The 24,122-nt window shown below is 47.2% G+C and carries 26 protein-coding genes and 1 tRNA gene; 6 read left to right on the top strand and 21 right to left on the bottom strand.

All coding sequences use genetic code 11. The features are described 5' to 3' along the window. Positions 1-101: 101 nt before the first annotated feature. A complete protein-coding gene (locus tag FHS56_RS06505) occupies positions 102-986 on the bottom strand; it encodes a DNA/RNA non-specific endonuclease (RefSeq protein WP_166919090.1) in 885 nt (294 codons plus the stop codon). A gap of 206 nt (positions 987-1,192) precedes the next feature. Between FHS56_RS06505 and FHS56_RS06510 the strand changes: the two genes are divergently transcribed. Both FHS56_RS06510 and FHS56_RS06515 read left to right on the top strand, forming a co-directional pair. Next, positions 1,193-1,636, top strand: a complete 444-nt coding sequence (locus tag FHS56_RS06510; protein ID WP_166919091.1) for an FKBP-type peptidyl-prolyl cis-trans isomerase — start codon at positions 1,193-1,195, stop codon at positions 1,634-1,636. A 100-nt stretch (positions 1,637-1,736) separates the two neighbouring features. Continuing rightward, the gene (locus FHS56_RS06515; protein ID WP_166919092.1) at positions 1,737-2,375 is read left to right on the top strand and encodes a DUF4230 domain-containing protein; all 639 of its coding nucleotides are present in this window, start codon (positions 1,737-1,739) and stop codon (positions 2,373-2,375) included. A 14-nt stretch (positions 2,376-2,389) separates the two neighbouring features. On the opposite strand, the gene cdaA is transcribed toward FHS56_RS06515, so the two are convergent. Both cdaA and folP read right to left on the bottom strand, forming a co-directional pair. After that, positions 2,390-3,232 (bottom strand): diadenylate cyclase CdaA, encoded by an 843-nt coding sequence (gene cdaA, locus FHS56_RS06520; protein WP_166919093.1) that lies wholly within the window; start codon positions 3,230-3,232, stop codon positions 2,390-2,392. Positions 3,233-3,255: 23 nt separating this feature from the next. Then, the gene (gene folP, locus FHS56_RS06525) at positions 3,256-4,104 is read right to left on the bottom strand and encodes a dihydropteroate synthase (protein WP_166919094.1); all 849 of its coding nucleotides are present in this window, start codon (positions 4,102-4,104) and stop codon (positions 3,256-3,258) included. Positions 4,105-4,141: 37 nt separating this feature from the next. Between folP and FHS56_RS06530 the strand changes: the two genes are divergently transcribed. From FHS56_RS06530 to FHS56_RS06540, 3 genes are read left to right on the top strand one after another with little or no spacing between them, the layout of a single operon-like run. After that, positions 4,142-4,735, top strand: coding sequence for a DUF1599 domain-containing protein (locus FHS56_RS06530; RefSeq protein WP_243844174.1), 594 nt, complete (start codon positions 4,142-4,144; stop codon positions 4,733-4,735). Beyond that, positions 4,722-5,852 (top strand): BT_3928 family protein, encoded by a 1,131-nt coding sequence (locus FHS56_RS06535; RefSeq protein WP_166919095.1) that lies wholly within the window; start codon positions 4,722-4,724, stop codon positions 5,850-5,852. Before FHS56_RS06530 ends, FHS56_RS06535 begins: the two co-directional genes overlap by 14 nt. A 30-nt stretch (positions 5,853-5,882) precedes the next feature. Beyond that, positions 5,883-7,004: an ABC transporter permease gene (locus tag FHS56_RS06540; RefSeq protein WP_166919096.1), complete on the top strand. Its 1,122-nt coding sequence runs from the start codon at positions 5,883-5,885 to the stop codon at positions 7,002-7,004. A gap of 111 nt (positions 7,005-7,115) precedes the next feature. On the opposite strand, the gene floA is transcribed toward FHS56_RS06540, so the two are convergent. From floA to FHS56_RS06580, 8 genes are all read right to left on the bottom strand, one after another. Continuing rightward, positions 7,116-8,102: a flotillin-like protein FloA gene (gene floA, locus FHS56_RS06545; RefSeq protein ID WP_166919097.1), complete on the bottom strand. Its 987-nt coding sequence runs from the start codon at positions 8,100-8,102 to the stop codon at positions 7,116-7,118. A 20-nt stretch (positions 8,103-8,122) separates the two neighbouring features. Next, entirely contained in the window at positions 8,123-8,605 is a 483-nt protein-coding gene (locus FHS56_RS06550; protein ID WP_166919098.1) for an NfeD family protein, read from the bottom strand. 81 nt (positions 8,606-8,686) lie between these two features. Then, positions 8,687-9,214, bottom strand: coding sequence for an OmpH family outer membrane protein (locus tag FHS56_RS06555; protein ID WP_166919099.1), 528 nt, complete (start codon positions 9,212-9,214; stop codon positions 8,687-8,689). Between the two features lie 60 nt (positions 9,215-9,274). After that, a complete protein-coding gene (locus FHS56_RS06560) occupies positions 9,275-9,820 on the bottom strand; it encodes an OmpH family outer membrane protein (RefSeq protein WP_166919100.1) in 546 nt (181 codons plus the stop codon). Positions 9,821-9,823: 3 nt separating this feature from the next. Further along, the gene (bamA, locus tag FHS56_RS06565) at positions 9,824-12,307 is read right to left on the bottom strand and encodes an outer membrane protein assembly factor BamA (RefSeq protein WP_166919101.1); all 2,484 of its coding nucleotides are present in this window, start codon (positions 12,305-12,307) and stop codon (positions 9,824-9,826) included. A 4-nt stretch (positions 12,308-12,311) separates the two neighbouring features. Then, complete coding sequence (locus FHS56_RS06570; RefSeq protein ID WP_166919102.1) at positions 12,312-13,058, bottom strand: isoprenyl transferase; 747 nt, start codon at positions 13,056-13,058, stop codon at positions 12,312-12,314. 94 nt (positions 13,059-13,152) lie between these two features. After that, positions 13,153-13,851 (bottom strand): type IX secretion system protein PorG, encoded by a 699-nt coding sequence (porG, locus tag FHS56_RS06575; protein ID WP_166919103.1) that lies wholly within the window; start codon positions 13,849-13,851, stop codon positions 13,153-13,155. A 72-nt stretch (positions 13,852-13,923) separates the two neighbouring features. Then, complete coding sequence (locus FHS56_RS06580) at positions 13,924-14,919, bottom strand: outer membrane beta-barrel protein (protein ID WP_166919104.1); 996 nt, start codon at positions 14,917-14,919, stop codon at positions 13,924-13,926. 178 nt (positions 14,920-15,097) lie between these two features. Here FHS56_RS06580 and FHS56_RS06585 point away from each other — a divergent pair, with 178 nt between their 5' ends. Beyond that, positions 15,098-15,946 (top strand): dienelactone hydrolase family protein, encoded by an 849-nt coding sequence (locus tag FHS56_RS06585; protein ID WP_166919105.1) that lies wholly within the window; start codon positions 15,098-15,100, stop codon positions 15,944-15,946. Between the two features lie 148 nt (positions 15,947-16,094). On the opposite strand, the gene FHS56_RS06590 is transcribed toward FHS56_RS06585, so the two are convergent. From FHS56_RS06590 to FHS56_RS06635, 10 genes are all read right to left on the bottom strand, one after another. After that, positions 16,095-16,565 (bottom strand): ExbD/TolR family protein, encoded by a 471-nt coding sequence (locus tag FHS56_RS06590; protein ID WP_166919106.1) that lies wholly within the window; start codon positions 16,563-16,565, stop codon positions 16,095-16,097. A gap of 2 nt (positions 16,566-16,567) precedes the next feature. Next, on the bottom strand, positions 16,568-17,131 hold the full coding sequence (locus tag FHS56_RS06595; RefSeq protein ID WP_166919107.1) for an ExbD/TolR family protein: 564 nt from the start codon (positions 17,129-17,131) through the stop codon (positions 16,568-16,570). Between the two features lie 8 nt (positions 17,132-17,139). After that, positions 17,140-17,547: a hypothetical protein gene (locus tag FHS56_RS06600; protein WP_166919108.1), complete on the bottom strand. Its 408-nt coding sequence runs from the start codon at positions 17,545-17,547 to the stop codon at positions 17,140-17,142. 41 nt (positions 17,548-17,588) lie between these two features. Beyond that, positions 17,589-18,404 (bottom strand): MotA/TolQ/ExbB proton channel family protein, encoded by an 816-nt coding sequence (locus FHS56_RS06605; RefSeq protein ID WP_166919109.1) that lies wholly within the window; start codon positions 18,402-18,404, stop codon positions 17,589-17,591. 66 nt (positions 18,405-18,470) lie between these two features. After that, positions 18,471-18,559: transfer RNA gene (locus FHS56_RS06610), tRNA-Ser, on the bottom strand. A 119-nt stretch (positions 18,560-18,678) separates the two neighbouring features. Further along, a complete protein-coding gene (locus FHS56_RS06615) occupies positions 18,679-19,755 on the bottom strand; it encodes an asparaginase (RefSeq protein ID WP_166919110.1) in 1,077 nt (358 codons plus the stop codon). 3 nt (positions 19,756-19,758) lie between these two features. After that, complete coding sequence (locus FHS56_RS06620) at positions 19,759-20,535, bottom strand: TatD family hydrolase (protein ID WP_166919111.1); 777 nt, start codon at positions 20,533-20,535, stop codon at positions 19,759-19,761. Positions 20,536-20,618: 83 nt separating this feature from the next. Then, complete coding sequence (locus FHS56_RS06625; RefSeq protein WP_166919112.1) at positions 20,619-21,392, bottom strand: AMP nucleosidase; 774 nt, start codon at positions 21,390-21,392, stop codon at positions 20,619-20,621. 98 nt (positions 21,393-21,490) lie between these two features. Then, entirely contained in the window at positions 21,491-22,372 is an 882-nt protein-coding gene (gene lgt / locus FHS56_RS06630; protein WP_317165658.1) for a prolipoprotein diacylglyceryl transferase, read from the bottom strand. Between the two features lie 3 nt (positions 22,373-22,375). Next, positions 22,376-24,115: an AMP-dependent synthetase/ligase gene (locus FHS56_RS06635; protein ID WP_166919113.1), complete on the bottom strand. Its 1,740-nt coding sequence runs from the start codon at positions 24,113-24,115 to the stop codon at positions 22,376-22,378. Between the last annotated feature and the right edge of the window lie 7 nt (positions 24,116-24,122).

Raw genomic sequence — 24,122 nt, forward strand, 5'->3', positions numbered from 1 at the left:
AAAGCAGCCCAAAAGAAAGTAAGCCCCTTCGCAAGGCAAAGGGGCTTATCCTGTAACCTATGATAAGATGTTGGGCGAGCAAATCAATCGGATAGGTTGCATTAGAAAGTAGTTACATATTCTTCGGGTGCCACATATTGGTTATCTACCCTTGTTTCTATCACATCTTGAATCCACTGCGGCACATTCGACAAAAAGTTGTAGCCGGTCAGCCGCTCTACGTCGCGGATAGATACTCGGTAGGCGGTCCACGGTTTTTGATTCACATCTTGCGTGTTAGGCATAATCACGGCAATGGTACGGGTAGAGGTATTGATACGGCTCAGGTCATTGGAGCCTTCGGGAAGTACTACTATCACTTTCCACAGATGAGAAGGCACCGTAATGTTGCCATTGGCAATGGTACGTGCATAACCATTGCTGCCCTCACCACCCGTACCGCGGTTGCCAGCAATGATATAAAGCTCATAGCCTTGATCGACCAAGCGGCGGCAGTAGCTCTCGAGTTGCTCCCACGTTTGGCGGTTGTTGTTGGGGGCTTGTGGCAATATGTTGGTCATCAAGAAAGTGGCGGAGTTGTCTTCCACACTGGCAGTGCGGTCGGCTGAAGGGCACATGTGCCCCCTATCAAAGCCGCTATATTGGTAATCATTGGGGCTGGCACGATACCAGTCAGCTGGTAGAGAGGTATCGGTGCGGAAGTCGTTCTGGCGTGATACACTGCCCAGCCATGCTTTGTTCAAGTGCCAGCTCACCCAATTGGGTGTCGCTCGGTAGCGGTGATACGACATGGCATATTGCGGGCGCTTGATTAAGTAGTTATGATGGGCGGTGCCAGCACCACTGGGGTTGCCCAATGCCATGTTGTCTTCGCGTGCAGGTGCGCTGTAGCTTGTTTCCTGCACCGACACAGGCGAAACAAAAGTAGTACAAGCCGCCAAAAAACTAAGGAGCAAAACGTAAATGTAAAGTGTAAAAAAGCGCATAAGCGTTTGTTTTTTTAGGTATTACAAATGCCACAAAGCTAAAGACTTTAGTTGCCTGCATCTTCAACAAAACATGAACCTTGTGTTAAAAAATTGTGAGCAACATAGCACATATTTATTGCCGGCAATCGTGTGTGTTTGCCGATATTTTTTCGTATCTTTGTAATTCTTATCAACATTTATTTCCATCAAATTTTCATTTAATTATGCGTACAGCAAAAAATGGCGATGTAGTGAAAGTTCACTACACAGGCAAACTCACCAATGGTGAAGTATTCGACAGCTCGAAAGGGCGTGAGCCTCTCGAATTCAAATTAGGCGAAGGAGAAATGATTCCCGGCTTTGAAGCCGGTATAATAGGCATGCAAGTAGGTGAAAAAAAAGTCATCAACATACCGAAAGAGGAAGCCTATGGCGACCCACTGCCTCAACTGATTGCAGACTTCCCGAAAAGTGAACTTCCCGAAGGTTTTCCCATGGAAGAGGGTGCACAAATAGGCGTTACTTTGGCAGACGGGCGTCAGATTCCCGCAGTAATCACCGCAGTAAAAGAAAACAGCATAACCATCGATGCCAACCACCCCTTGGCAGGCAAAGACCTGATTTTTGAAGTGGAGCTTGTTGAAATAGGCAGTTCCTTGATTTTGTAAAACCGCTTAAAAAAAATTCACATTGCCACAGCTGAAAGCGACACTACATATGTGTCGCTTTTTTTATTACATTTAGCGGACTAAAAAAGTCTATCAAAACATGCGGCAAGTCATCATTATAGTGCTCTCTATGGTTGCCAGCATTGCCCTGTATGAGTTGGTACGCCAGCAATGGCAGTACAAAGGCAAGGTACCTATCGAAGCCCAGCACGACTTGATTTTGGAACAAGTGAAGCGCATAGGCAAGCTTGAACTGGTACGCTATCAACTCAAAGACATCGTGGAGGTAGCTCCCGCCGAGGTAACGCTCTTGGAAAGTTTTCTGATGAGCCAAGGGCTATATGAGCACAGCCGCGCCCTGCTTATCGTTACGGGCGAAGCGGTAGGATGCATAGACCTGCAAAAAATAAAAAAAGAGGATATTGTAGAAAACGACAGTCTGGTAGTGGTGCATTTACCCCGTCCTGAAATATGTTATGTCAAAGTAGACCATCAGCGCTCGCGTGTGTATGACATAAGGGTAGGATGGCTCGCTTCAGTGCGCGAGTCGTGGCTTGTGGAAGCCGGCTACCGTAGCGCAGAGGAGAAAATAGCACAAGCAGCGCGAGAGAGTCAGCTGCTGGAACAAACCAAAGAAAATGCATCGCTTGTTTTGCGCCCTTTCATAGAACAGCTAACACACAAAAAAGTAGTGTTTACCTTTGAAGACTTAGAAGGCAGCAGTATTCCTGACCGCTAATGAAAGCATATAAATCAAGCTGAGAGCGCTCCTTGTTGCTCCAACAACTCATCAACCGAGCTTTCTATCCAACCGCTGCTGCTCAGTAGTGCTTTCAATACTTTGCGCATCTCCTGCAACGTAAGGTCACGGTATATTTTACCATCCACCACCAGTGATATCTGTCCGGTTTCTTCCGATACCACCAACACCACCGCATCGCTCACTTCGGTGAGCCCTATTGCCGAGCGATGGCGCAAACCCAGCTGCGCTGGTAACTGGTCGTTTTCAGTAACCGGCAAGATGCAACGCGCCGCTATGATACGTCCATTGCGCCCCACAATCACCGCGCCGTCATGCAATGGGCTGTATTTATTGAAGATAGCCAATAACAAACGCTTCGAAAGCAGGGCATCGAGACGGTCGCCCGTATCGGCATAGAACTTCAAGTCGTTGCTCCGGCTCAGTACAATCAAAGCGCCCGTGTTGGTTGCCGACATGGCTTTAGCCGCTTCCAGTATTGCGCCTAAGTCCAAGCCGCTATCTTGTTTTATGCGCCACCACATCCACGGGCGTTCTTTGTTGAAGGTACTACGCCCTATAAAAAGCAAAAACTTACGTATCTCGGGCTGAAAAATAACGATGGCAGCCAAGCCCCCTACCCCTAAAAACTGCCCCAAGATGCTGCTGAGCAACTCCAAGCCTAAAGCATCTACAATAAGATAGACGATGTAAAGCGAAAAGATACCCAGCAGAATGGGTACGGCTATGCTGCCTTTCACCAGTTTGTAAAGGCGAAAGATTAGAAAGCCCACCAACAGAATGTCGAGGATATGAACAAACTTTATCTCTAAAAAACCAATAGCAAGTAAAAGCATAGTCTGTTTTAGCAACTCTGTATTTAAGACAACTTCAGGTAGTCGAATAAGGTAACAATTTCTTTGGCTTCTTTTACGTCATGTACCCGCAAAATTGATGCCCCGGCACATAGTGCCCAGCTATTGAGCGCAGTGGTTCCATTGAGCGCTTCAGCGGGTGTTATCCCAAGTGCTTTGTATATCATGGACTTGCGCGACACCCCTACCAAAATAGGAGCACTCAACTGCCGAAAACATGATAAATTACGCAGCAGCTCGTAGTTTTGTTCAAGTGTTTTGGCAAAGCCAAAGCCCGGGTCCACGATGATGTCATGCACCCCACAAGCCCTGCAGCGTGGCATGCGTTCCGAAAAAAAACGCAATACTTCCAGCGTTACGCCTTCCGGATAGTCGGTCATCTGTTGCATGGTTTGGGGCGTGCCTCGCATGTGCATCATCACATAGGGCACGCGGTGCTGCGCTACCAACTCCCACATGGCTTCGTTGCCCCCGCTGATATCGTTTATCATGTCGGCACCTGCCTCCAATGCCGCACGAGCCACCTCCACACGGAAAGTATCGACCGATACGCACACCCTACTGCCATACTCTTTTTTCAATGCTTCCAACACAGGCAGCACACGTTGTTTTTCTTCTTCGGGCGTTATGTCCAGCGCTCCGGGGCGCGACGAATACCCGCCCAGGTCTATCCAGTCAGCCCCCTCTTTGAGTAAGTGGGCTGCGCGTTGCAGCGCTTCCTCGACGCGCCGATAGCGTCCCCCGTCAAAAAAAGAGTCAGGCGTTACGTTCAATATGCCCATCACTTGCGGGCGCTCAAAGGTTTTTAGCTGACCACGAACACAAATAGAAAGATGCGTTTTTGAAAAATTCATATCTTTGACAATCGTAGAAATTCATGTGTAAACAACGATGACCAGCATTATTGAGTGTATGCCAAAACATGAAAATACCTCTTTCCAGCATACGGAAAGCGAATATAAAGAGAGCATCAAAGAATGTAAAAAAGTCTTTGAAAAGAAGTATCACGATTATGGTACGGCTTGGCGCATCTTGCGCCCCAGCTCTTTGACTGACCAGATATTTATCAAAGCCAAGCGCATACGGTCAATTCAAGAAAAAGGTACACAAGCCATTGAAGAAGATATTAGACAAGAGTTCATTGGCATTATCAATTACTGTGTGATGGCTCTTATTCAGTTGTCCTTGCCGCCCGATGCCCCCTTGTATATGGATTACGACACCATCAGCCGCTTGTATGACAAGCAAATAGAGGCTACATGGGAATTGCTGCGCCGTAAAAACCACGATTACGACGAAGCATGGCGGCAGATGCGTGTCAGCTCCATGACCGACCTCATTTTGATGAAAATCTTGCGAATCAAACAGATAGAAGACAAGCAGGGGCAAACGCTCGTGTCGGAGGGTGTGGAAGCCAACTACCAAGACATACTCAACTATGCTGTCTTTTGCTTAATAAAACTAAAAGCAGATGAAAAAGATTGACAAGCTCATCATCCTGCTGGTAGGGGCTCTGTTCATATTTTCGGGACTTATCAAGCTCAACGACCCGGTAGGTACCCAAATTAAGCTGGAAGAATACTTCGAGGTATTTGCTCAAGATGTGCGCCCGAGCAGTGGTCAAGACAATTGGGCAAGCCTCTTCTTCGAGCGCTTGATTCCTTATGCCCTCTTTTTGTCTGTAACGCTCAGCGCTCTGGAGGTGATACTGGGCGTCATGCTCATCAGTGGTTACCGGCGGCGCCAAGCCATCGTTGCGCTGCTGGCAATGATTGTGTTTTTCACCTTTCTCACTTTTTACTCTTGGTTCTTCAACAAAGTAACCGACTGTGGCTGCTTTGGCGATGCCATCAAACTCACCCCCAAAGAGTCCTTCATCAAGGATGTAGTCTTATTGCTGATGATTGCCTACTTGTTTTTGCGTAGAACCAACCTACCAAGCCACACCAGCCGCAAGGGCTTACTGGTTACTGTGGGCAGTATGGGTGCAAGCGTAGGGCTGGCATTGTATGCCATCGCTTATCTACCCCCTCTGGATTTCCGCCCCTACCGTGTAGGCAATCATATCCCTTCTTTGATGAAGCCTTCGGCGCCTTTTGAGTATGAATACATCATGGAAAAAAACGGCAAGCAGTATCGCTTTCGGGAATACCCTACCGACACCACCTACCATTTCGTGGATATGAAGCTACTCAACCCCGAAGCATTGCCCAAAATCACAGATTTTAGAGTATATGAGGGCGAAAATGACATTACCGACAGTCTTTTCCGCGGCACCTGCTTCCTTGTGGTGATACATAATACCGACGACAACGAGGCACTGGTTCGCAGACTTAGCAAAGCCAAAACTGTCATGGATGCACTACTCGAGGCGCAAGTACAGGTAAAAGTAGTAAGCCCAGCTGACCCCAATGCTCTGCAGCAAGTATTGACGCAAGCCGGCTGGAACCGGGTGACAGTAGCATCCATAGACCACACCGTAGCCAAAACGATGGTGCGCAGCAATCCAGGGTATTTGCTCCTCAAAGAAGGTCGTGTACAGGGCAAATGGTCTTTCCGGGCTTTGCCAGACTTCCACACGCTACAAAGTAAACTAAAATAAATCGTTCGTGCGGATAGAATTTTTGGGTGTATGAAACTGATAAAAAAACTTTTACAAAAAGGCTATGGCTGGGGCTATAATCTGCTAAACCCAGTATTTTGGCGTTATGTGATAACACATCTTCTGGAGGGTGTGTTAGTCATATTTGGGGTAATCATTGTGGTTTTTCTTCTTTACTATGCCCTGCCCGGTGACCCAGTCAGTATGATTGCCGGGCAACGCACCGATGTTATGACCAAGGAAGCAATCAAAGCAGAACTGGGGTTGGATAAGCCACTCTTCACACAGTTATACCTCTACTTACGCGACCTGTCGCCTGTTTCTATACATGAAGATACCCCCCAAGAGCGCGAGAAATACGATTATGTACCTCTGTTTCATGTAGGTGAGCAGGTGCTTGTGCTTAAGGCTCCCTATATGCGTCGCTCATTTCAAACCAAACGCCCAGTAAGCGAGCTTATCCTGCAGAAGCTAACGCTCACCATTGTTTTGGCGATAGCAGCCATAGCTTTTGCCACCGTCGTAGGTATTTTTTTAGGTGTATGGGCTGCCACCCATACCAACTCTTGGGTCGATAATGTTATTATTGGGGGCTCGGTAGCAGGCATATCCACGCCTTCCTTTGTGTCGGCAAGTCTCATCTCTCTGTATTTGGGATACAAGTTGGGTCCCTACATAGGCTTGAACGGCACGGGCAGCTTGTGGGTAGATACCATCTATTATGGGCGGCAACTGCAACTTCAAAACCTAATTTTACCGGCATTGACGCTGGGCATACGTCCCTTGTCTATCATTGTGCAGCTTACACGCAGCTCCATGCTCGATGCCCTCTCGCAAGACTACATACGCACGGCATACGCCAAGGGCTTGTCGCGCCGACAGGTTATCTGGCGTCATGCCTTTCCCAATTCCTTGAACCCTGTGATTACGGCGATTTCCAATTGGCTGGCTTCGCTTATGTCCGGGGCGTTCTTTGTAGAGCTTATTTTCGACTGGAAGGGCTTGGGCTATGAAACTGTACAAGCAGTGCGCACCTTAGACCTGCCGGTGCTTATGGGTGCCACCATCGTGATTGCAGCTATCTTCGTAGTCATCAATCTCATTGTCGATATACTATACGCTATCATCGACCCGCGCGTAAGCCTGCAATAAGCAGCATAAAGCATTCACAGTTGTATTAACGAATCATCGACAGGCAAAAAAACCAAAAAGGAGCGCATTCCTCCGATACGCTCCTTTTTTACCGGCTACTGTTTCGCACTCTTAGTTGTAAGGATTTTTGTCGTTATCCGGGGGTGTATCAATTCCTCCTATGCTTTTACGCATAGAAGTATCGGCTTGTATGTTTTGCATACGCAGATAGTCCATTACGCCCAAGTTGCCTGCACGCAATGCTTCGGCTATGGCTTTGGGTATTTCGGCTTCGGCAGCTATCACCTCAGCTCGTGCTTCTTGGGCTTTGGCTTTCATTTCCTGCTCCAAGGCAATAGCCATGGCACGCCGCTCTTCGGCTTTGGCTTCGGCTACTTTCAAGTCAGCTTCGGCTTGGTCTTCTTGCAGCTTGGCACCTATGTTTTCGCCCACATCGATATCGGCAATGTCTATTGAAAGAATCTCAAAAGCAGTGCCTTCATCTAAGCCTTTAGAAAGCACTAATTTTGAAATCTTATCGGGGTTTTCCAGTACTTCTTTATGGCTCTTGGAAGAACCAATAGAAGTAACAATGCCCTCGCCCACACGCGCCAGGATGGTGTCTTCGCCTGCCCCACCTATCAAACGGCGAATATTGGCGCGTACAGTCACCCGCGCCACGGCTATCAGCTGAATGCCGTCTTGGGCTACTGCAGCCACCTTAGGTGTGGTAATCACCTTAGGATTCACCGAAATCTGTACTGCCTCGAACACATCACGCCCAGCAAGGTCAATGGCTGCTGCCTGCTCAAAACTCAACTCTATATTGGCTTTATCGGCAGAAATCAAAGCACTGATGACTTTTTGAACATTCCCTCCTGCCAAGTAGTGCGATTCCAAGTCGTTGCTGGTAATTCCTTTTAGTCCTGCTTTTTCGGCAGTAATCAAGGCATCTACTATAACCCTTGGGGGCACCCGCCGAATACGCATGAAAGTCATATCCAAAAGACCAATCCTTACTCCCGAAAACTGAGCAGTAATCCACAAACTGATGGGGAAGTAAGAGATGAAGATAAAGAACAGAACAACTGCTACTGCAACTATAACAAGAATTTCCATATGGTTATTTTTTTATTGGTCTATTTCCTTGTTTGTTCCTTTGAAGAGGGAACGGCTCTTACAAGATAATATTTTTTTTCAGCTTTGACTACCTCCACTTCATTGCCGCTGGAAATATAGCCACTCAATGAGCGTGCATCATACTGCCCGCCATTGGGCAACTCTATGCGTCCGTAAGGTTTCAAATCAGAGATAGCCAGAGCACTGCCAAGATAAGACGGTATTTCGGCAGGTGTATCTTTGCCACTGGGCAGCGAGCTTTTCAAACTAAAGCGCTTGAGAAGGTGCGAAGTAGGGAAATAGCGAAGTCCTAATGCGCCCAGCAAAAGACTGCCTACAGTTAAGGCAGCTCCCCACTCCGGCGACTCCATAAAAGCCCACACCACGGCAGTAATCCAGCTCATCAACGCAAGAAGGGCAGCGATGCTGGTGCCGGGAATCACAAAGATTTCTAACAAAAACAGCAACAAGGCAACCAGCAGTAAAGTAAAGATAACAATCATAGAACTTGCTTTGCAGTTTCGTAAGTAAATATAAAAAAAAGAGGGCAATAAGCCCTCCTCGAAAAAAAATTACGGGTTACTCTATTTTGACTTTACCGAACTGACGCCCAGTTTCTTCAGCACCAAGTCAGAAATATCGCCAGCACCATCCTCCGGCTCATACAACAAAGCCTCACGACGCAGAATGTAGGTGTAGCCATTTTCTTTTGCCACTGCCACAATGGCTTCTTCTATTTTTTTATAGATGGGTGCCAAAAGGGCATTTTCTTTCTTTTGAATAGATTCGGCTGCACTGGATTGAAACTCCTGCAACTGCTCTTGCAACGAACCCAATTCTTTTTCCAAAGCTTGACGGGTAGGCTCGGGCATCGAAGCCCCTTCGTTCAGATACTTTTGATATTTGGCTTGCAACTCTTGCTGCTTGGCTTTAAAATCTTCTTCCAACTTGTTTTGATAAGATTGCAACTCAGACTGAGCCACTTTGAAGTCAGGCAGTTGAGGCAATACGTAGTTCAGGTCGAAATAACCGATTTTTTGCTGAGCCAAGGTAGCAGAAACGCTAAACAGCACAAAGCAAAGAACGCTGAATACAACAAACTTTTTCATCATAAACTTTCTTTTTTATTTATTGCTGAAACGGATTTCAATAACTATACCAAAGATACAAAATTAACGGTTCGCTCTTTCTTTAGGATTGTCTTCTGGGTCGCCCAATCCCAGCTCTTCAAGCACATAATCGGTGTAATCGTGGCGAGGGTCGAGATAAACCACCACAAAATCGCCCGACTTGTCGTAAATTACCTGCAGCTGATGCCGGCGAGCCACCCGCTCTATTGCTTTGTTTAATTTTTCACGCAGTGGGGTCAATAATTCTTGTTTTTTCAAGAAAATGAGCCCTTGGTGTCCGAAAGTTTTGTGCTGCAACTCCCGCGCTTCCTTTTCTTTTTTTGCAATTTCTTCAAGGCGCTCGCGCTTCATTTCGTCGGTCAGCAAAAGCTCTTCGCTGTTGTATTTGCGTTTCAACTCCTCTACTTCTTGGAATTTGGCTTCAATCTCTTGCGTAGCTCTTTGCACAAAGCGGTCAAAGTCTTGTTGCACTTGTTGGTATTCGGGCATCTTACGCAAGATGAAATTGATATCCACAAAACCAAATTTCTGCGCATGAGCTACATGCAGGCAGACAAAGAAGAAGAGCAAGCAAAAGAAAGGCTTCATACTTTATCGTATTTGTTGACCGATGGTAAAGTGGAATTGCCCCCCATTGGCACCCGGGTCGCCGCGCACCTCGTCGAAGCCCACTGCATAATCGATACCTATCATACCAAAAGCAGGCATGAGCACCCGCGCCCCAATACCAGCAGAGCGGTAAACATTGAAGGGGTTGAAGCGCCCGAAATCTGCCCAGTTGTTGCCCGCTTCCACAAACGATAAGACGAAAATGGTAGCTGCCGGATTCAACGAGAGCGGATAGCGTAACTCCATCACATACTTGCTGAATACCGTACCACCAGTGCCGGCATTTACCCCCGTAGAGAAAGGAACTATGGAGCGGTCTTTATAACCACGTAAAGCGATGATGTCGGAACCCAACAAGAAATTGAAACCCGACAAGCCACTACCACCCAAGATAAAGCGTTCAAAAGGTCCTACCTCTTTTTCTTTGCTGTAAGTTTGCAAAAAGCCGAAGTGTGCGCGAGTATTCAATACCAGCTTGCCTACTATGGGAGTAAAGAAAGAGGCGTCTAACATCCATTTATGATACTCAATCCATCTAAAACGTTCCTGTGGGCTCAAGGCATCGTAGTTTGCTCTGCCTTCTATGTTATCGAACAGAGAGAAAGGCGGTGTCATGGTTACACTCAATGATATGTTCGAACCAGTGCGTGGGAAAGTAGGGTTATCTATGCTGTTGCGTGCCAGTGTGGTGCTAAAAGTAATGCTACGAGAAACCCCGTTGTTGTATCCCAAGCCCGCATTGTAGTTGTCAATGGTGTACTGGCGGAAACTCAAGGCATTGCTCAAAACGAAGTAGTCATCAGGGAAGTTCAGACGTCGCCCCAAGCTCATAGTAGCACTCGTAACTTGCAAGCCCCCCAACACCCGGTTTCTAAATACATTACGCTGCACCGAGTGGCTTAAGTTGACCGAGAAGGCATTGGGTTTCTTACCGCCCAACCAAGGCTCGGTAAAGGTGAGCGAGTAGGTTTGAAAAGCACGCCCGTTGGCTTGGATGCGCAAGGCAAGCTGCTGCCCATCGCCAGCAGGCACCGGGCGCCAGTTGCTTAACTTGCCAGCTTTACGCAAGGAGAAGTTGTTGAAGACAACCCCCACAGTGCCAACAAAGCCAATGCCACCGCCCCAACCACCGGAAAGTTCCAGCTGGTCACTGGGTTTTTCTTCTACGGTGTAATTAATATCCACGGTTCCAGTTTCCAGATGTGGAACCGGCTCGATTTGTATTTTTTCAGGGTCGAAATAGCCCAATTGACTCAGTGCCTGATTGGTACGTATAATCTCGCGGCGGCTGAACTTACGCCCTGGTATGGTACGTATTTCACGTAAAATCACATGGTCGCTCGTGCGTGTGTTGCCATTGATAAAAATGCTGTTGATGGTTGCCTGTGGTCCTTCATAAATACGCATTTCGATATCAATGGAGTCGCCCTCCACCTTGGTTTCCACAGGGGTAATCCGGAAGAACAAATAGCCATTGTCCATATACAGGGAGCTGATGTCCTGCTCTGTCAAGCTAAAATTGAGGCGTTTATCCAGTTCTTCACGGTCATAAATATCCCCTTTTTTGATGCCCAACACCTGCGACAGGTATTCATCCGAATACACGAAGTTGCCTTTCCATGTGATGTTGCGATAATGATACTGCGGTCCTTCGTGTAGTTTCATGTATATGTTTACCCGATTGGGCTTTACAAAATACACGCAGTCTTCCAATATCTGCGCATCGCGGTAGCCTTCTTTTCCATACAGCTTAATAATCCGCTCTTTGTCTTCTTTATATTTTTTGGGTACAAACTTCGAAGAGGTAAAAATACGCGGAAAGCGCTTTTCTTTTATTTTCATACGCCGGTGCAGGCGCTTGTCCGATACAGCTTGGTTGCCTTCAAAAATAATTTCGTCTGCCTTCACTTTCTTACCTCTTTCCACTTTCAACTTCAATATCACACTATTGGAGAGCAGCGTATCTTTTGGCTGAGTGGCATTGACCTTCACGGCATAAAAGCCTTTGTCTTTATAGTACTTTTCTACTGTAATCAAGGCATTTTTCACCAGTGGGTCGGAAATAATTTTGCCCTTGATGGCTTTGATTTTATCTTGTAGCTTATCGGCATCGCCCTTTTTCACCCCTTCAAACTGAATGCGTGATACTCGAGGGCGTTCTTGCAAATACAGATTCAAATAGACCTTGTTGCCTTCAAACTTGGTAGCTGTAATTTCCACATCCCCGAAAAGCCCTGTTTCCCAAAGCTTTCTGATGGCTGTGGCTGTGCGCGTACTGGGAATTTCCAAAGTATCACCTACTTTCAAGCCTGCCATATTGAGCAGGGCATTGCTGTCGAGAAACTTGATACCACTAATATTGATGCCAGCAATGACATACTCGCCGGAGCGGTTCTGTGCATGAGCCAAGCCACTCAGCCACAAAAAGCACACAACTACCCGAAAACTCTTCAAAAAACGCTGCATTGTTTTATTCTGATTTTACTTGTTCACTGATTTTCCCAAAACGCCGTTCTCTTTGTTGAAAAGAACGAATGGCTTCAAACAAATGTTGTTTGCGGAAGTCGGGCCACAAGATGGGCGTAAAGTAAAGCTCGGTATAAGCCAGCTCCCACAACATAAAATTGCTGATGCGCATTTCGCCACTGGTACGAATCAGCAGTTCGGGTTCTGGCATGAAGGAAGTAGAAAGATACCGCCCGATGGTATCGGCAGTAATGGCTTCGGGTTGGAGGCGTCCATAGCGTACATCCTCCGCCATGCGCTGCATGGCTTGAGTCAGGTCCCAGCGTCCACTATAGCTGAGCGCCAGCGTGAGAGTAAGTCCGGTGTTATGTGCCGTCAGCGCTATGGCGTCTTGTAGTTCTTGTTGAGCGGTCGGCGGCAAGTCGCTCAGTTGCCCTATGGCTTTCAGACGCACATTGTTTTCATTCAGCTTTTTCACCTCTTGGCGTATAGTAGATACCAGCAGGCTCATCAAGGCATTCACCTCTTGGCGAGGGCGTGCCCAATTTTCTGTAGAAAAGGCATAAAGGGTAAGAAACCCTACCCCCGCTTCGCCGCATCCTTCTACAGCTGCACGCACTGCCTCAACAGCATTTTGATGCCCAAAAACACGGGCTGCTCCCCGTTGTTTAGCCCAGCGCCCGTTACCATCCATGATAATAGCTATATGCTTGGGCACTGCCTGTTTTTTAATTTCTTCTAATGAAACCATTCGTTTGTATTCTTAGGAATAAGCCCGTACCCAGTCTCTTGCTTCGTTAAGAGGCTGCAATTTAGCAAGAATCTGGCATTTGTTCTTAGCGATTTTAAAACTTGTAAAAAGAAGGGCAAGGCTTAGCGTAGAAGGTGTAGGTCAAATGAATTGCTGAAAAAAAGTACCAGTCTTTGTCATAGGTGTTGCCGGTGTAGTACTTAGCAGGGCGAACAGGTAGAAGCCGCTCATTGGTATAGAGGTCATCGAGGTAGTCTGTAAATGTCTTTCTAGCCCCAACTTCAGCATTCAAATTCCAATGTTTACCCAAAACCACTTTCATGCCCACCCCCATGGGCACTGACAGCTGGTAAAGGCTATAATCTGGCGATATATTTTGAGCAGGATTCATGCGAAAAGCAGCAACGCCCATCAATAAATAGGGGCTCCAGCCTTGAAAATGGCTGGGATTTCGGTAATAAAAAAAATTATATTCTAAAATGGCTGCCAACTCAGTCAGTTCTGTTTGAAAGCTATATTGACGACGACGTGCCAAGGGGGTATTTAGGTCACTGTCGTGGGCTTCGATGTTTCCATAACTAAAGCTCAAGCGCGTGGAAAGGGCTTCATTCCAATTCTGACGCCACAAGACCGAAAAACCCAAGCGCGGCGATTGATAGTTGATATAAGGTGCCAACTCGCCTTTGTAATTCCAAACGCCCACACCGGCACCTAACTCATGACGCTGCCCGTAAGAAGGGGCAGCGCCAGCCAGCCACAACACAATAAAAACAAGTATATTTAATTTCTGCATTGGTAAGTGTGTTCTTTTTCAATGAGACAAAACCCAAATGCCTGTGGTAGCGCCTTGATACAACGGCAGAGATTAACGGAACTTAGGACAGCGCACCTTGCCGGCAAAGATATAGGTAAGTTTAAAACCTAAGGTGATGACTTTGTCCAACTCCTTGCTGTTTCCGCGTTGGTCACCGCCTCTACCGAAGCCTACCACTGTGGGGTTACCCAGCTCGTCGGTAGTCAAGCCGCCGATACTGTCTGCTACTGGTCGAAAGTCGCGAGTTTTGCCGGTGATGGGGTCACGCGTTTCGGTGGTGCGGTTTGCCATTATCACTGCCAAAGGACCTACTTGGTCCAAGAGGTCACGAGGGTCGGCATAGTTGCCGCTTACGTCGTCGAGGTAATCAGTAAAGGTGTAGTGATATACAAACTCAAAGCTCAAATCGAAGTTATCGTTCAGCTTATAGCGCACACCAGCACCAAAAGGCACTGAAAACTGAATCAAAGAGTAGGGCTTGCTCGGATATTTCAGGTTGGGGTTATAGTTCGGTGTCAATCCTTGCCCTTCGGTGCGCAGCGGTTGAAGAGCTACCCATTCGCCATTGGGCGTCATCCCTTTGGGATTATGATAGAAAGCCCCTACCCCAGCAAATACATAAGGACGCCACATGGGACGGCGATAAAAATACCCCCGTGAAGGAATCAAGTCAACAGCCAAGCGCACAGACAGTTCAAATATATCGTTACGGAAGTTGGCATTGCGCAAGTAGCGATATTTGTGCTGTTGGTCATTAGGGTCAGCATTTCTGAAGTCCGATGCCATAATGCGCAGATAGTCAAATTCTGCCTCAAGCTGCATGCGGCTATTAAAACGGCGTGCAACGCCCGCCATTACACTGGGACGGGTATAGGCTATGTTGGTACTGGCAGGGTTATCGTCCGGAGCCAGGTCTCCGAAATAGTTGGCGGCGCCCAAACCGCCATAGATAGCCCAATAATCGCCTCCGCTATTAATTCGTTGTGCCTGTGCACCCCAAAGGGTACCTGCAACACAAAAAACCACAAAACAGAATTTGCGCATCATTTTGTTTTTAGGTTAAAACTCTTCAAAAATTGTGCCTTCTCACTATACGAGTTTTTGAACAAAAACCTTCTCATTCAAAGGTATAAAAAGAAAGGAATAAGTTCAAGTATTTCTATTCAAAAACTTTTATTTTCAGCATAAAGTATTAAATTGATTGAATTCAAAATTGAACAGAGTTATGAATAGACTGCTCACAATACTTATTTTAAGCCTGCTGTGCAGTGGGCTCTATGCCCAAACGCCAGCTTGTTGCACAAGTGCTACTCGAAGCTTTGCTGCTTTCGCCTCCGACAAAAGCTTCAACAGCCAACACGAAATCCCTCTCCCCTACCGACACAATAGCGACATAGGCAAAGACATCACCTTTCCGGTTGAAGACGGACAAGCAGCGCATGCCTACGAGCTACGTGCCCAAAAGCCCTCGCCTCTATGGCTTTTTGTCTTCCATGAATGGTGGGGGCTCAACGACCATATCAAAAAAGAAGCGGAGAAATTATACAAGGACTTAGGAGGCAAAGTAAATGTACTGGCATTGGACCTTTATGACCGCCAAGTAGCCACTACACGCGAAGAGGCTGCCCAACTCATGCAAAGCGCACAAGAAGCCCGGATAAGAAGCATCATTCGTGGAGCTGCACAATATGCAGGCAAGAAAGCCCATATTGCCACCATCGGATGGTGCTTTGGGGGTGGCTGGTCAATGCAAGCAGCGCTCATGCTTGGCAAGCAAGCGCATGCCTGCATCATCTATTACGGCATGCCGGAGCAAAACATAGAAAAATTGAAAAGCCTCCGGGCACCAGTGTTGGGCATCTTTGCCACTCAAGACCGCTGGATTAACCCGGAAGTAGTCAAGGCATTTGAACAGGCAATGAAGGCAGCGGGCAAGGCATTAGAAGTGTATAGCTATGACGCAGACCATGCCTTTGCCAACCCGAGCAACCCTCATTATCAGAGTGAAGCTACCGCCCAAGCTTATGATAAGACTTTAAAGTTTTTGCAGCGCCATCTGCTTGGCAAAGATTAAACAACGGAGGAAAACCACAGCGTAGCCTTCCTGGATATTTCACAAATAACTTCAGGAATTACTATACATACAAAGCTAACGAAAACGAAATGGATTAGAATAAAAAAGGGAGCCCAAAAGGCTCCCTCAAAAGTTATGATATAGCTTCCTATTGCTCTGAAGCACTTGCCTTCACCGCGTTGAACAACACCATACGTAATTCGTTATCACGCAGGGTATTGGTCACGTCGCTTACCACGCCCATTTTCACATCCTTATCTACTTTGAGCGAGACAATCATCCTTGCACGTTTTTCCAAAGGCAAGGCAGCCTGCTCTTCCAGCAACAAGGGGGCAATGGCATTAGGCTCGAGCAGCACGTCGTTCACCTGCACGCGCGGCTCAGAACCAAAAGCCGCTTTGTTGATAGGCGGTCCGATGTACACATAACTCACCACGGTAGGGTCATCTACCTCTTGTATTTGGCTTGCATGCGGCAGTTCTTGCTCTACAAGTACCTGCTCAGGCTTCAACTGAGTGGTTACCATAAAGAAGAACAAGAGCATGAAGATGATATCGGGTAGTGCCGCCGTGGGTATCTCCTGTTTTGCTTTTGTTTTCTTCTTGAAATGCCCTTGCATGATTATTTCTTTTTATTCGGGTCAGCAATTGAAATCATCATCGGGATGCGCTCCTTCACCTGCTGATATTTTTGTTTCATATCGGGCGGGAGCTTATCCTCTTTGATAGCCAAGTATTGCTCTACAGTAATACCCAAGGCTTCTGCTCTGGCTTCATGATAAGCCTGCTTTACCCTGTCCAGTACTTTGATGTACATATCGTAGCTGGTACCACGGTCCACTTTTATGGAAACGACCGCCTTTTGAGGGCTGTCTGAAAGTTTAGGGTCGCGCCCGTTGTTAGTAATATGACGCTTCACCGCCTCTTTCAGGTTTGCCAAATCCATGATTTCATCCTCTACCAGCAGTTCGTCGTTACGGTTCACCAGTATTTTGAAGAGGTTGCGGTCGTTGATTTCCTTCTGCAGCTGTTCCTGATTGGGGTCTTTCTTGGGAGGCAAGACCATAGGTATCCCTTCTTCGGCGGGGAACTGGGTGGTCACCAAGAAGAAAATCAGCAACAGGAAGGCAATATCTGCCATGGCGCCTGCACTAATCTCCGGTGCTTGTCTTTCTTTTTTTGCCATGATGCTGATTATCTAAGGGTACGTAGTACTTCGGTCAATATGATGCTAAGGAAAGCAACTGCCAGCAAGATGTAGAAGGTGATGATAACCCCTCCATATAGTTTGAAAGCCCCAGCAGTTACGCCGAAACGCTCTACCAATTGAGCCGGTACATCAGAGCCAGCTATTGCCCAGCCAAGAAGGAATATCACGCCCAGCACCAACACACCGATACCGGTTTTTGCCAGCTTTTTGGGGTCGGGGTTGGTCACGATAGGCAAGAAGATAGCCAGCAATGCTGCCAAGCCAATGGCAATATACGCCAAATAAATCAGAACAGAAACAAAGCCGGGCACTTCTTCTCCTCCTTGTGCATAAGCGAAGTTCGGTATATTGGATACGCCCCAAAGGGCAAGGATACTCAAAATTCTTTTCATAATATCTTGGGTTAAGATTTAGAGAGAAACGGAAGCATGTATTACTTCAACAAACCGGCTTTATGACGCACCAAGAGGTCAACCAAAGAGATAGAAGCATCTTCCATTTCATTGACCATGCTATCGATTTTCGATACGCAGTAGTTGTAGAAGACTTGAAGAATCACCCCTACAATCAAACCGCCAATGGTAGTCAAAAGCGCCACTTTGATTTCACCGGCAATCAAGGAAGCGTCGAGGTTACCGGCTTGCTGGATTTTGTCGAAAGCAGCCACCATACCCAATACAGTACCCATGAAACCAAGCATAGGAGCAATGGCAATGAAGAGCGATACCCACACCAAGCCGCGCTCCAATTTACCCATCACTACCGAGCCGTATGCCAATACCGACTTTTCTACCATTTCGATGCCTTCATCCACACGCATCAAACCTTGTGCGAACAGAGAAGCCACAGCACCTTTTTGATTTTGAGCTACTTTCAAAGCGCCATCGGTACCTTGTGTTTTCAAAGCCTCTTCAATTTCGGTCAACAGTTTCTTCGTGTTGGTAGAGCTCAGGTTCAAGTAGATGATACGCTCGATAGAGATAGCCAAACCAAGAATCAAACAGATGAGGATGATGGACATAAATTCCACGCCACCCTCGATAAACTTCTCAAGAACAAATTGATGAAACGATTGTTCTTTAGCTGCGTTTGTTTCTTCCTGCACAGTAGCTTCTTGTGCTGTTGTTTTTGTTTCAGCCGGAGCCACCTCTTCAGTAGCAGCAGTCGTGTCGGTTTCAGTTTGAGCAAACACTGGGGTTTGCACATACAAAAGACCAGCTAAGGCGAAAATAGAGAATAGCTTTTTCATACTCAACACTTTATTAGTTGCTTAAATGTTTAAATTTTGAAACCATTGATTTGCTTAAAAAAATAGCAGAGAGGACGGGATTCGAACCCGCGATCCCGGTTTTCCGGGATACACGCTCTCCAGGCGTGCGCCTTCGACCACTCGGCCACCTCTCTGTACTTTCAAAAGAAACCCGAAACAGAAGTGATATAGCCCTGTTTCGAAGCTTCCGATGCAAATATGATTATTTTCCTAATTCCATGCAAATTTTGTTTGGTAGTATCTTCATGTACCATCATTTGGTGATTTCGCCGCGCAAATTCTCTTTGATTAGTCTTTTTAGCTCTTCTTTAGGGCTTTCTTTTCCGAGCAAAAACATGAGCTTGGTGATTGCCGCCTCTACTGTCATGTCTTCGGCACTCAAAACGCCTATTTTTTCCAAGGTGTAGCTGGTTTCATAGGCGCCCTGTACCACCCGCCCGCCATAACACTGCGACACATTCAACAAGATTTTATCGGCTTGCAAGGCTTTTTCCAAAAGTCTTAAAAAATGGGCATCGGTAGGGGCAGTTCCCGAGCCGTAGCTTTGTAAAACCACTGCTTTGGCTGCCGGGTGTAACAATACTGCTTCCATCAACGACAGGGGCATGCCGGGGTACAAACGCACCAACGCCACGGCAGGGTCAAAGTGCTTATGCACCTGCATCGGCTTTTCCGAAGGGTGCGGCAAGATGTAACTATCTTGAAAACGAATGCGAATGCCTGCTTTTGCCAGAAAAGGATAATTGGGCGAATCGAAAGCATCGAAATCTTCGCTCTCTACCTTTTTTACGCGATTGCCACGCCATAGGTGGTAGTCAAAATACACACAGACTTCGGGCACCCGTGCGCGCCCATCGGTGTGCTTCATAGCAGCTATTTCGAGAGCGGTAATCAAATTGGAGCGGGCATCGTTACGGGCTTCACCTATAGGCAACTGTGCACCTGTAAAGATGATGGGCTTAGTGAGGTTCTCAAACATGAAGCTCAATGCCGAAGCACTATACGCCATAGTATCGGTGCCATGCAAAATCACAAAACCATCATAAGCGGCGTAGTGCTCTTCAATAATAGAAGCCCACTCTTGCCAGTGTGCGGGGGTGATGTTGGCAGAGTCGAGCAAGGGGGTGAGGGTAATGACCGTAATCCGAAAGTCGAAACGCCGCAATTCGGGCAGGCGTTCCAGCGTTTGGCTGAAATCGAAGGGTACTAAATATTGCCCGGAGGGGTCGTATTGCATACCTAAGGTGCCACCGGTGTAAAGCACCAACACATGGGCACGGGGTGGCTTAGGCAGCGCCGTATCTATTTCTATGACTTGATGAACAGGCATTTCTTATGATTTTTGGTCAAAAAACAGGCGTTGCACGTTTTCTTCGGTTTGTGCAGAGAGTTGCTCAAGAGAGCAGCCCAGCAGCTCAGCCACTCGCTGGGCAATAAGTGGAATATATGCTGGTTCGTTGCGTTTGCCTCTGTAAGGCACAGGGCTTAAATAAGGCGCATCTGTTTCCAGCAAAATGCGGGCGGGGTTCAGCTGGGGCACTACCCGCTCCATCCCTGCTTTTTTGAAGGTAGTTACTCCTCCCAGCCCTACATAAAAGCCAAGTGCTTCGATACGCGCTGCCTGTTCGACCGAGCCGTTGAAACAATGAAAAACGCCTTGCAAGCTACCGTCTTGCAATTGTTCGAGTAAGTCTATAGTTTCATCCATCGACTCGCGGCAATGGATAATCAGCGGCAAGCCCATTTTTTTTGCCCAATTGGCTTGAATCTTAAAAGCCTCCACTTGCTGCTCCCAGAAGGAAGTATCCCAATAGCGGTCGGTACCCATCTCCCCTATTGCCACAAAAGGACGGCGGTGTAGCCACTCTTCTACCAGACGCAATTCCTCTTCAAAATTTTCTTTCACGGAACAGGGATGCAAGCCCATCGCAGCAAAACATTGCCCCGGATAAGCCTCTTCTAAGCGTAACATACTGCCAATAGAATTGCTGTCAATATTGGGCAATATGATGCGGTGCACGCCTTGTGCAAGGGCAAGACTGACTACCGCCGAGCGGTCGTTTTCAAATTCTGGTAGATACAAATGACAATGTGTGTCGGTCCAGTGCATGCTCAAAAAGGTATTTTATTTTCGAAAAAGCAAATAAAACAAGAACTGCCGGTGATTCCTACCGGCTCACTTTGTTCTATTGCTTATTCGAAGCGCAGATGCTTCACCGACTCACCCGAAATAGCCAGTTCTGTAAGCGAATCGATGCCTATTTGCAGATGGATGGGGGCAAACTGACGCGTCACGTACTTGTCGCTTTCAGAGGTTTTCACACCTTCCGGAATCATGGGCACATCAGACACGAGCAGGAGCGCCCCATGAGGTATTTTATTGACAAAACCTACAATAAACAGGGTGGCAGTTTCCATGTCGATGCCCATCACACGCGTTTTGCGCAAATACTCTTTGAAGTTAGTATCGTGTTCCCACACTCGGCGGTTGGTAGTGTACACTGTGCCCGTCCAGTAATCCAAGTTGTTTTTCACAATCATGGCAGACACCGCCTTCTGCAAACGGAATGAAGGTAAGGCAGGAATTTCGGGCGGCATATAATCATTGCTTGTTCCTTCGCCTCGTATGGCGGCAATAGGTAGGATGAGGTCACCCACGCTAATGTCTTTCTTCAAACCGCCGCATTTACCCAAAAATAAAACGGCTTTGGGAGCTACAGCAGAGAGCAAGTCCATGACGGTTGCCGCCATGGCACTACCCATACCGAAATTTACAATGGTAATCAAGTCAGAGGATGCTGTTTGCATGGGTTTGTCAAGCCCACGAATAGGTACATTGAATTTCTCGGCGAACATTTCCACATAGCTGTGGAAGTTAGTGAGCAGTATGTAATCTCTAAACTCCTCCAGTGGTGTGCCTGTATAGCGCGGCAGCCAGTCTCTTACGATTTCTTCTTTTGTCTTCATACGATGTATTTTTAGGTTGAAAATAAATGAGTAAGGATATGCCAAAACCTCCCAAGAACTTCCAGGGAGGTAGTACAAACAAATATGCGCAATGTCAACTATGCTTGTTTGCTTGCTTCTTTCTTCCAGGCACGTGCCATCAGCCACAGACCAGCCAGCACAGCCGGAACACTCAAAATCTGCCCCATATTCAGTGGCAGCTGGTCTTCAAAAGGTACTTGATTGTCTTTGACAAATTCCACTAAGAAACGGAAGCCAAAAACCATCACCAAAAACAGCCCCAACAAAGCTCCGTGGGGCAGCTTGGTTTGGTATTTTTGATAGAGACGCCAAAGAACATAAAAAGTAAAGAAGTAAAAGAGCGATTCATAAATCTGCGTCGGGTGGCGGGCAAAGTCTTCTCCGTTGCGCACAAAGATGAAGCCCCAGGGTAGGTCAGTGGGTTTACCCACAATCTCCGAGTTCATTAAGTTGCCCAAGCGCACAAAAGCGCCGCCCAGTGCCACGGGAATCACCACACGGTCGGTAACCCACAAAAAGGGCTGACTGGGGCGAGAGCGGCTGTAGAGGTACAAAGCCGTGAGTATGCCTATGGCAGCTCCATGGCTGGCGAGTCCCCCCTCCCATATTTTCAGAATCTCCATGGGGTTTGCCAAATAATAGTCGGGCTGGTAAAAAAGGCAGTGCCCCAAGCGTGCCCCCACGATGGTGGCTATAATCACATAAACTGTAAGCTTATCTAAGTCTTTTTCGGGCTTTCCTTCTATCTTAAATATCTTGGCAAGAATATTTGACCCCAACAAAAAGGCGATGGCAAACATCAATCCGTACCAACGAATTTCTCTTCCAAAGACTTCCACTATGGCGGGGTCCACATCCCAGCGGATAAAAAGCAAATACATAGGCAATTCTTTTGCCCAAAGATAGCAGTTCACAGACAAAAAAGAAAAAAACAGCATGCCTATGCTGGCAACTGCCACAGACTACTCGTCTTTTTCATGGAGATGACTCAGCTCTTCTTTAGACACAAAAACCACTTTTTCGGGATGATTCAACCAAGTAGGAAGTAGCGCTGCGTAGCGTGCATAAATAGCTTTGCGCCGTATTTTCATGGTGGGCGTTAGCAGCCCATTTTCCACAGTCCATGCCTCGGGCAAAATAATTACCTTTTCTATCTGCTCTACATCGGAAAGCTCTCCGTTTATCCGGTTCATGGTTACTTCCATGCCCACTTTCAGGACAACATCGGGTTCTTTTTGCCCTTTCTCCGACAAAGTAACAAGTGCTACGGGCTTTAACAACCCTTCACCAATCACACACACCTGCCCTATGTTTTCATTCAATGCAAAAAGAGGCTCTATCACATTAGGGTTCACAAATAACCCTCTCACTGTTTTGAATTCATCGCTCAGGCGCCCTTCCAAGACCAGGTGCCCGTCTTCGGTGAGGTGTCCACGGTCACCGGTATGATACCACCCTTCGGCGTCTATAGCTTCGGCAGTCTTGCGACTGTCGCGATAATACCCTATGAACATCCATGGTGCCTTGACAACAATCTCTCTGCTATGGGGGTCAATACGCAGTTGTACCATAGGAAAGGGCTTGCCCACCGTGCCGGGGCGTACATCTCCTTTTCGATGTATGCACACAGCTGCTGCCATCTCCGTAATTCCATACACTTCTTGTATTTCGAGCCCCAACTCACCAAAAAAACGATGGAGGTTGGCAGGCATGGGCGCAGCGCCTGTAATCACCATATGCGCTTTGTGCAAACCCAAGCCTTGCCGTATTTTTTTCTTCACCAAACGATTGAGTAGCGGTATTTTCAGAAGCATTTTTAAACGCGAGGCAGGCATCTTCCTCACAATGCCCTCATAGAAGCTCTGCCATACGGCAGGCACTGCCAAAAAATGGGTGGGTGCTGCTTCACGCAGGTTTCTTAAAAACGTTTCGCGGTGCTCGAAAAAAGACACGGTGCCCCCACTCTCTAAGCTAAAAGCCTCCACTGCGGCGCGCTCTGCCGAGTGAGCCAGCGGCAAGTAAGAGAAAAAGCGGCACTCGCCTTCTAACTCCAGCAAAGAGCGATTGACTTCCAAACAAATGGCAACAGCAAAGTGGGTGAGTTTAACCCCTTTGGGGTTCCCTGTAGTGCCAGAAGTGTAAATAACCGTAAACAAATCGTCGAAATCAACATTTGGATAGCCTTCGATGGGTGAGTAGTTATTGCGGATGCGTTCCCAGTTTTCGAGCCCCATAATGTTGGAATCGGGCAAGGCAAGGATGTGCTTCACCGCGAATTGAGCATCATAGAACAGCTTCCAGTTTTCGAGCTTGCCCACCAACAGCAGCTTAATGTCGGAATCTCGGATAATATATTCCAGCTGTTTGCGGCTTATATTCGGATAAATAGGTACTGACACATACCCCCCCATCATAATAGCCAGGTCTGCAATAATCCAATAGGCATGATTCTTGGCGATGATGCCGATATGGTCGCCTCTTTTCAAGCCAAGAGAAGCAAAATAAGCCGCCATGCGGCGCGCCTCCTTGCCTACTTCGGCAAAGGTCATTTCTTTCCACTTCTGCCCATAGGGCTGGCGAAGATACACGCTTTCGGGACGCTCCCGCTCCCATTTGTAAAACTTGCCTAAGAGTGTTTCCTTAGGCTTGATGCCCTCTATAAAATTAGGCACGCTGTCGCTTGTATGAGATGCCTCTTTCATATATGTT

This window comes from Thermonema lapsum, from assembly GCF_011761635.1.
Classification (GTDB): Bacteria; Bacteroidota; Bacteroidia; order Cytophagales; family Thermonemataceae; genus Thermonema; species Thermonema lapsum.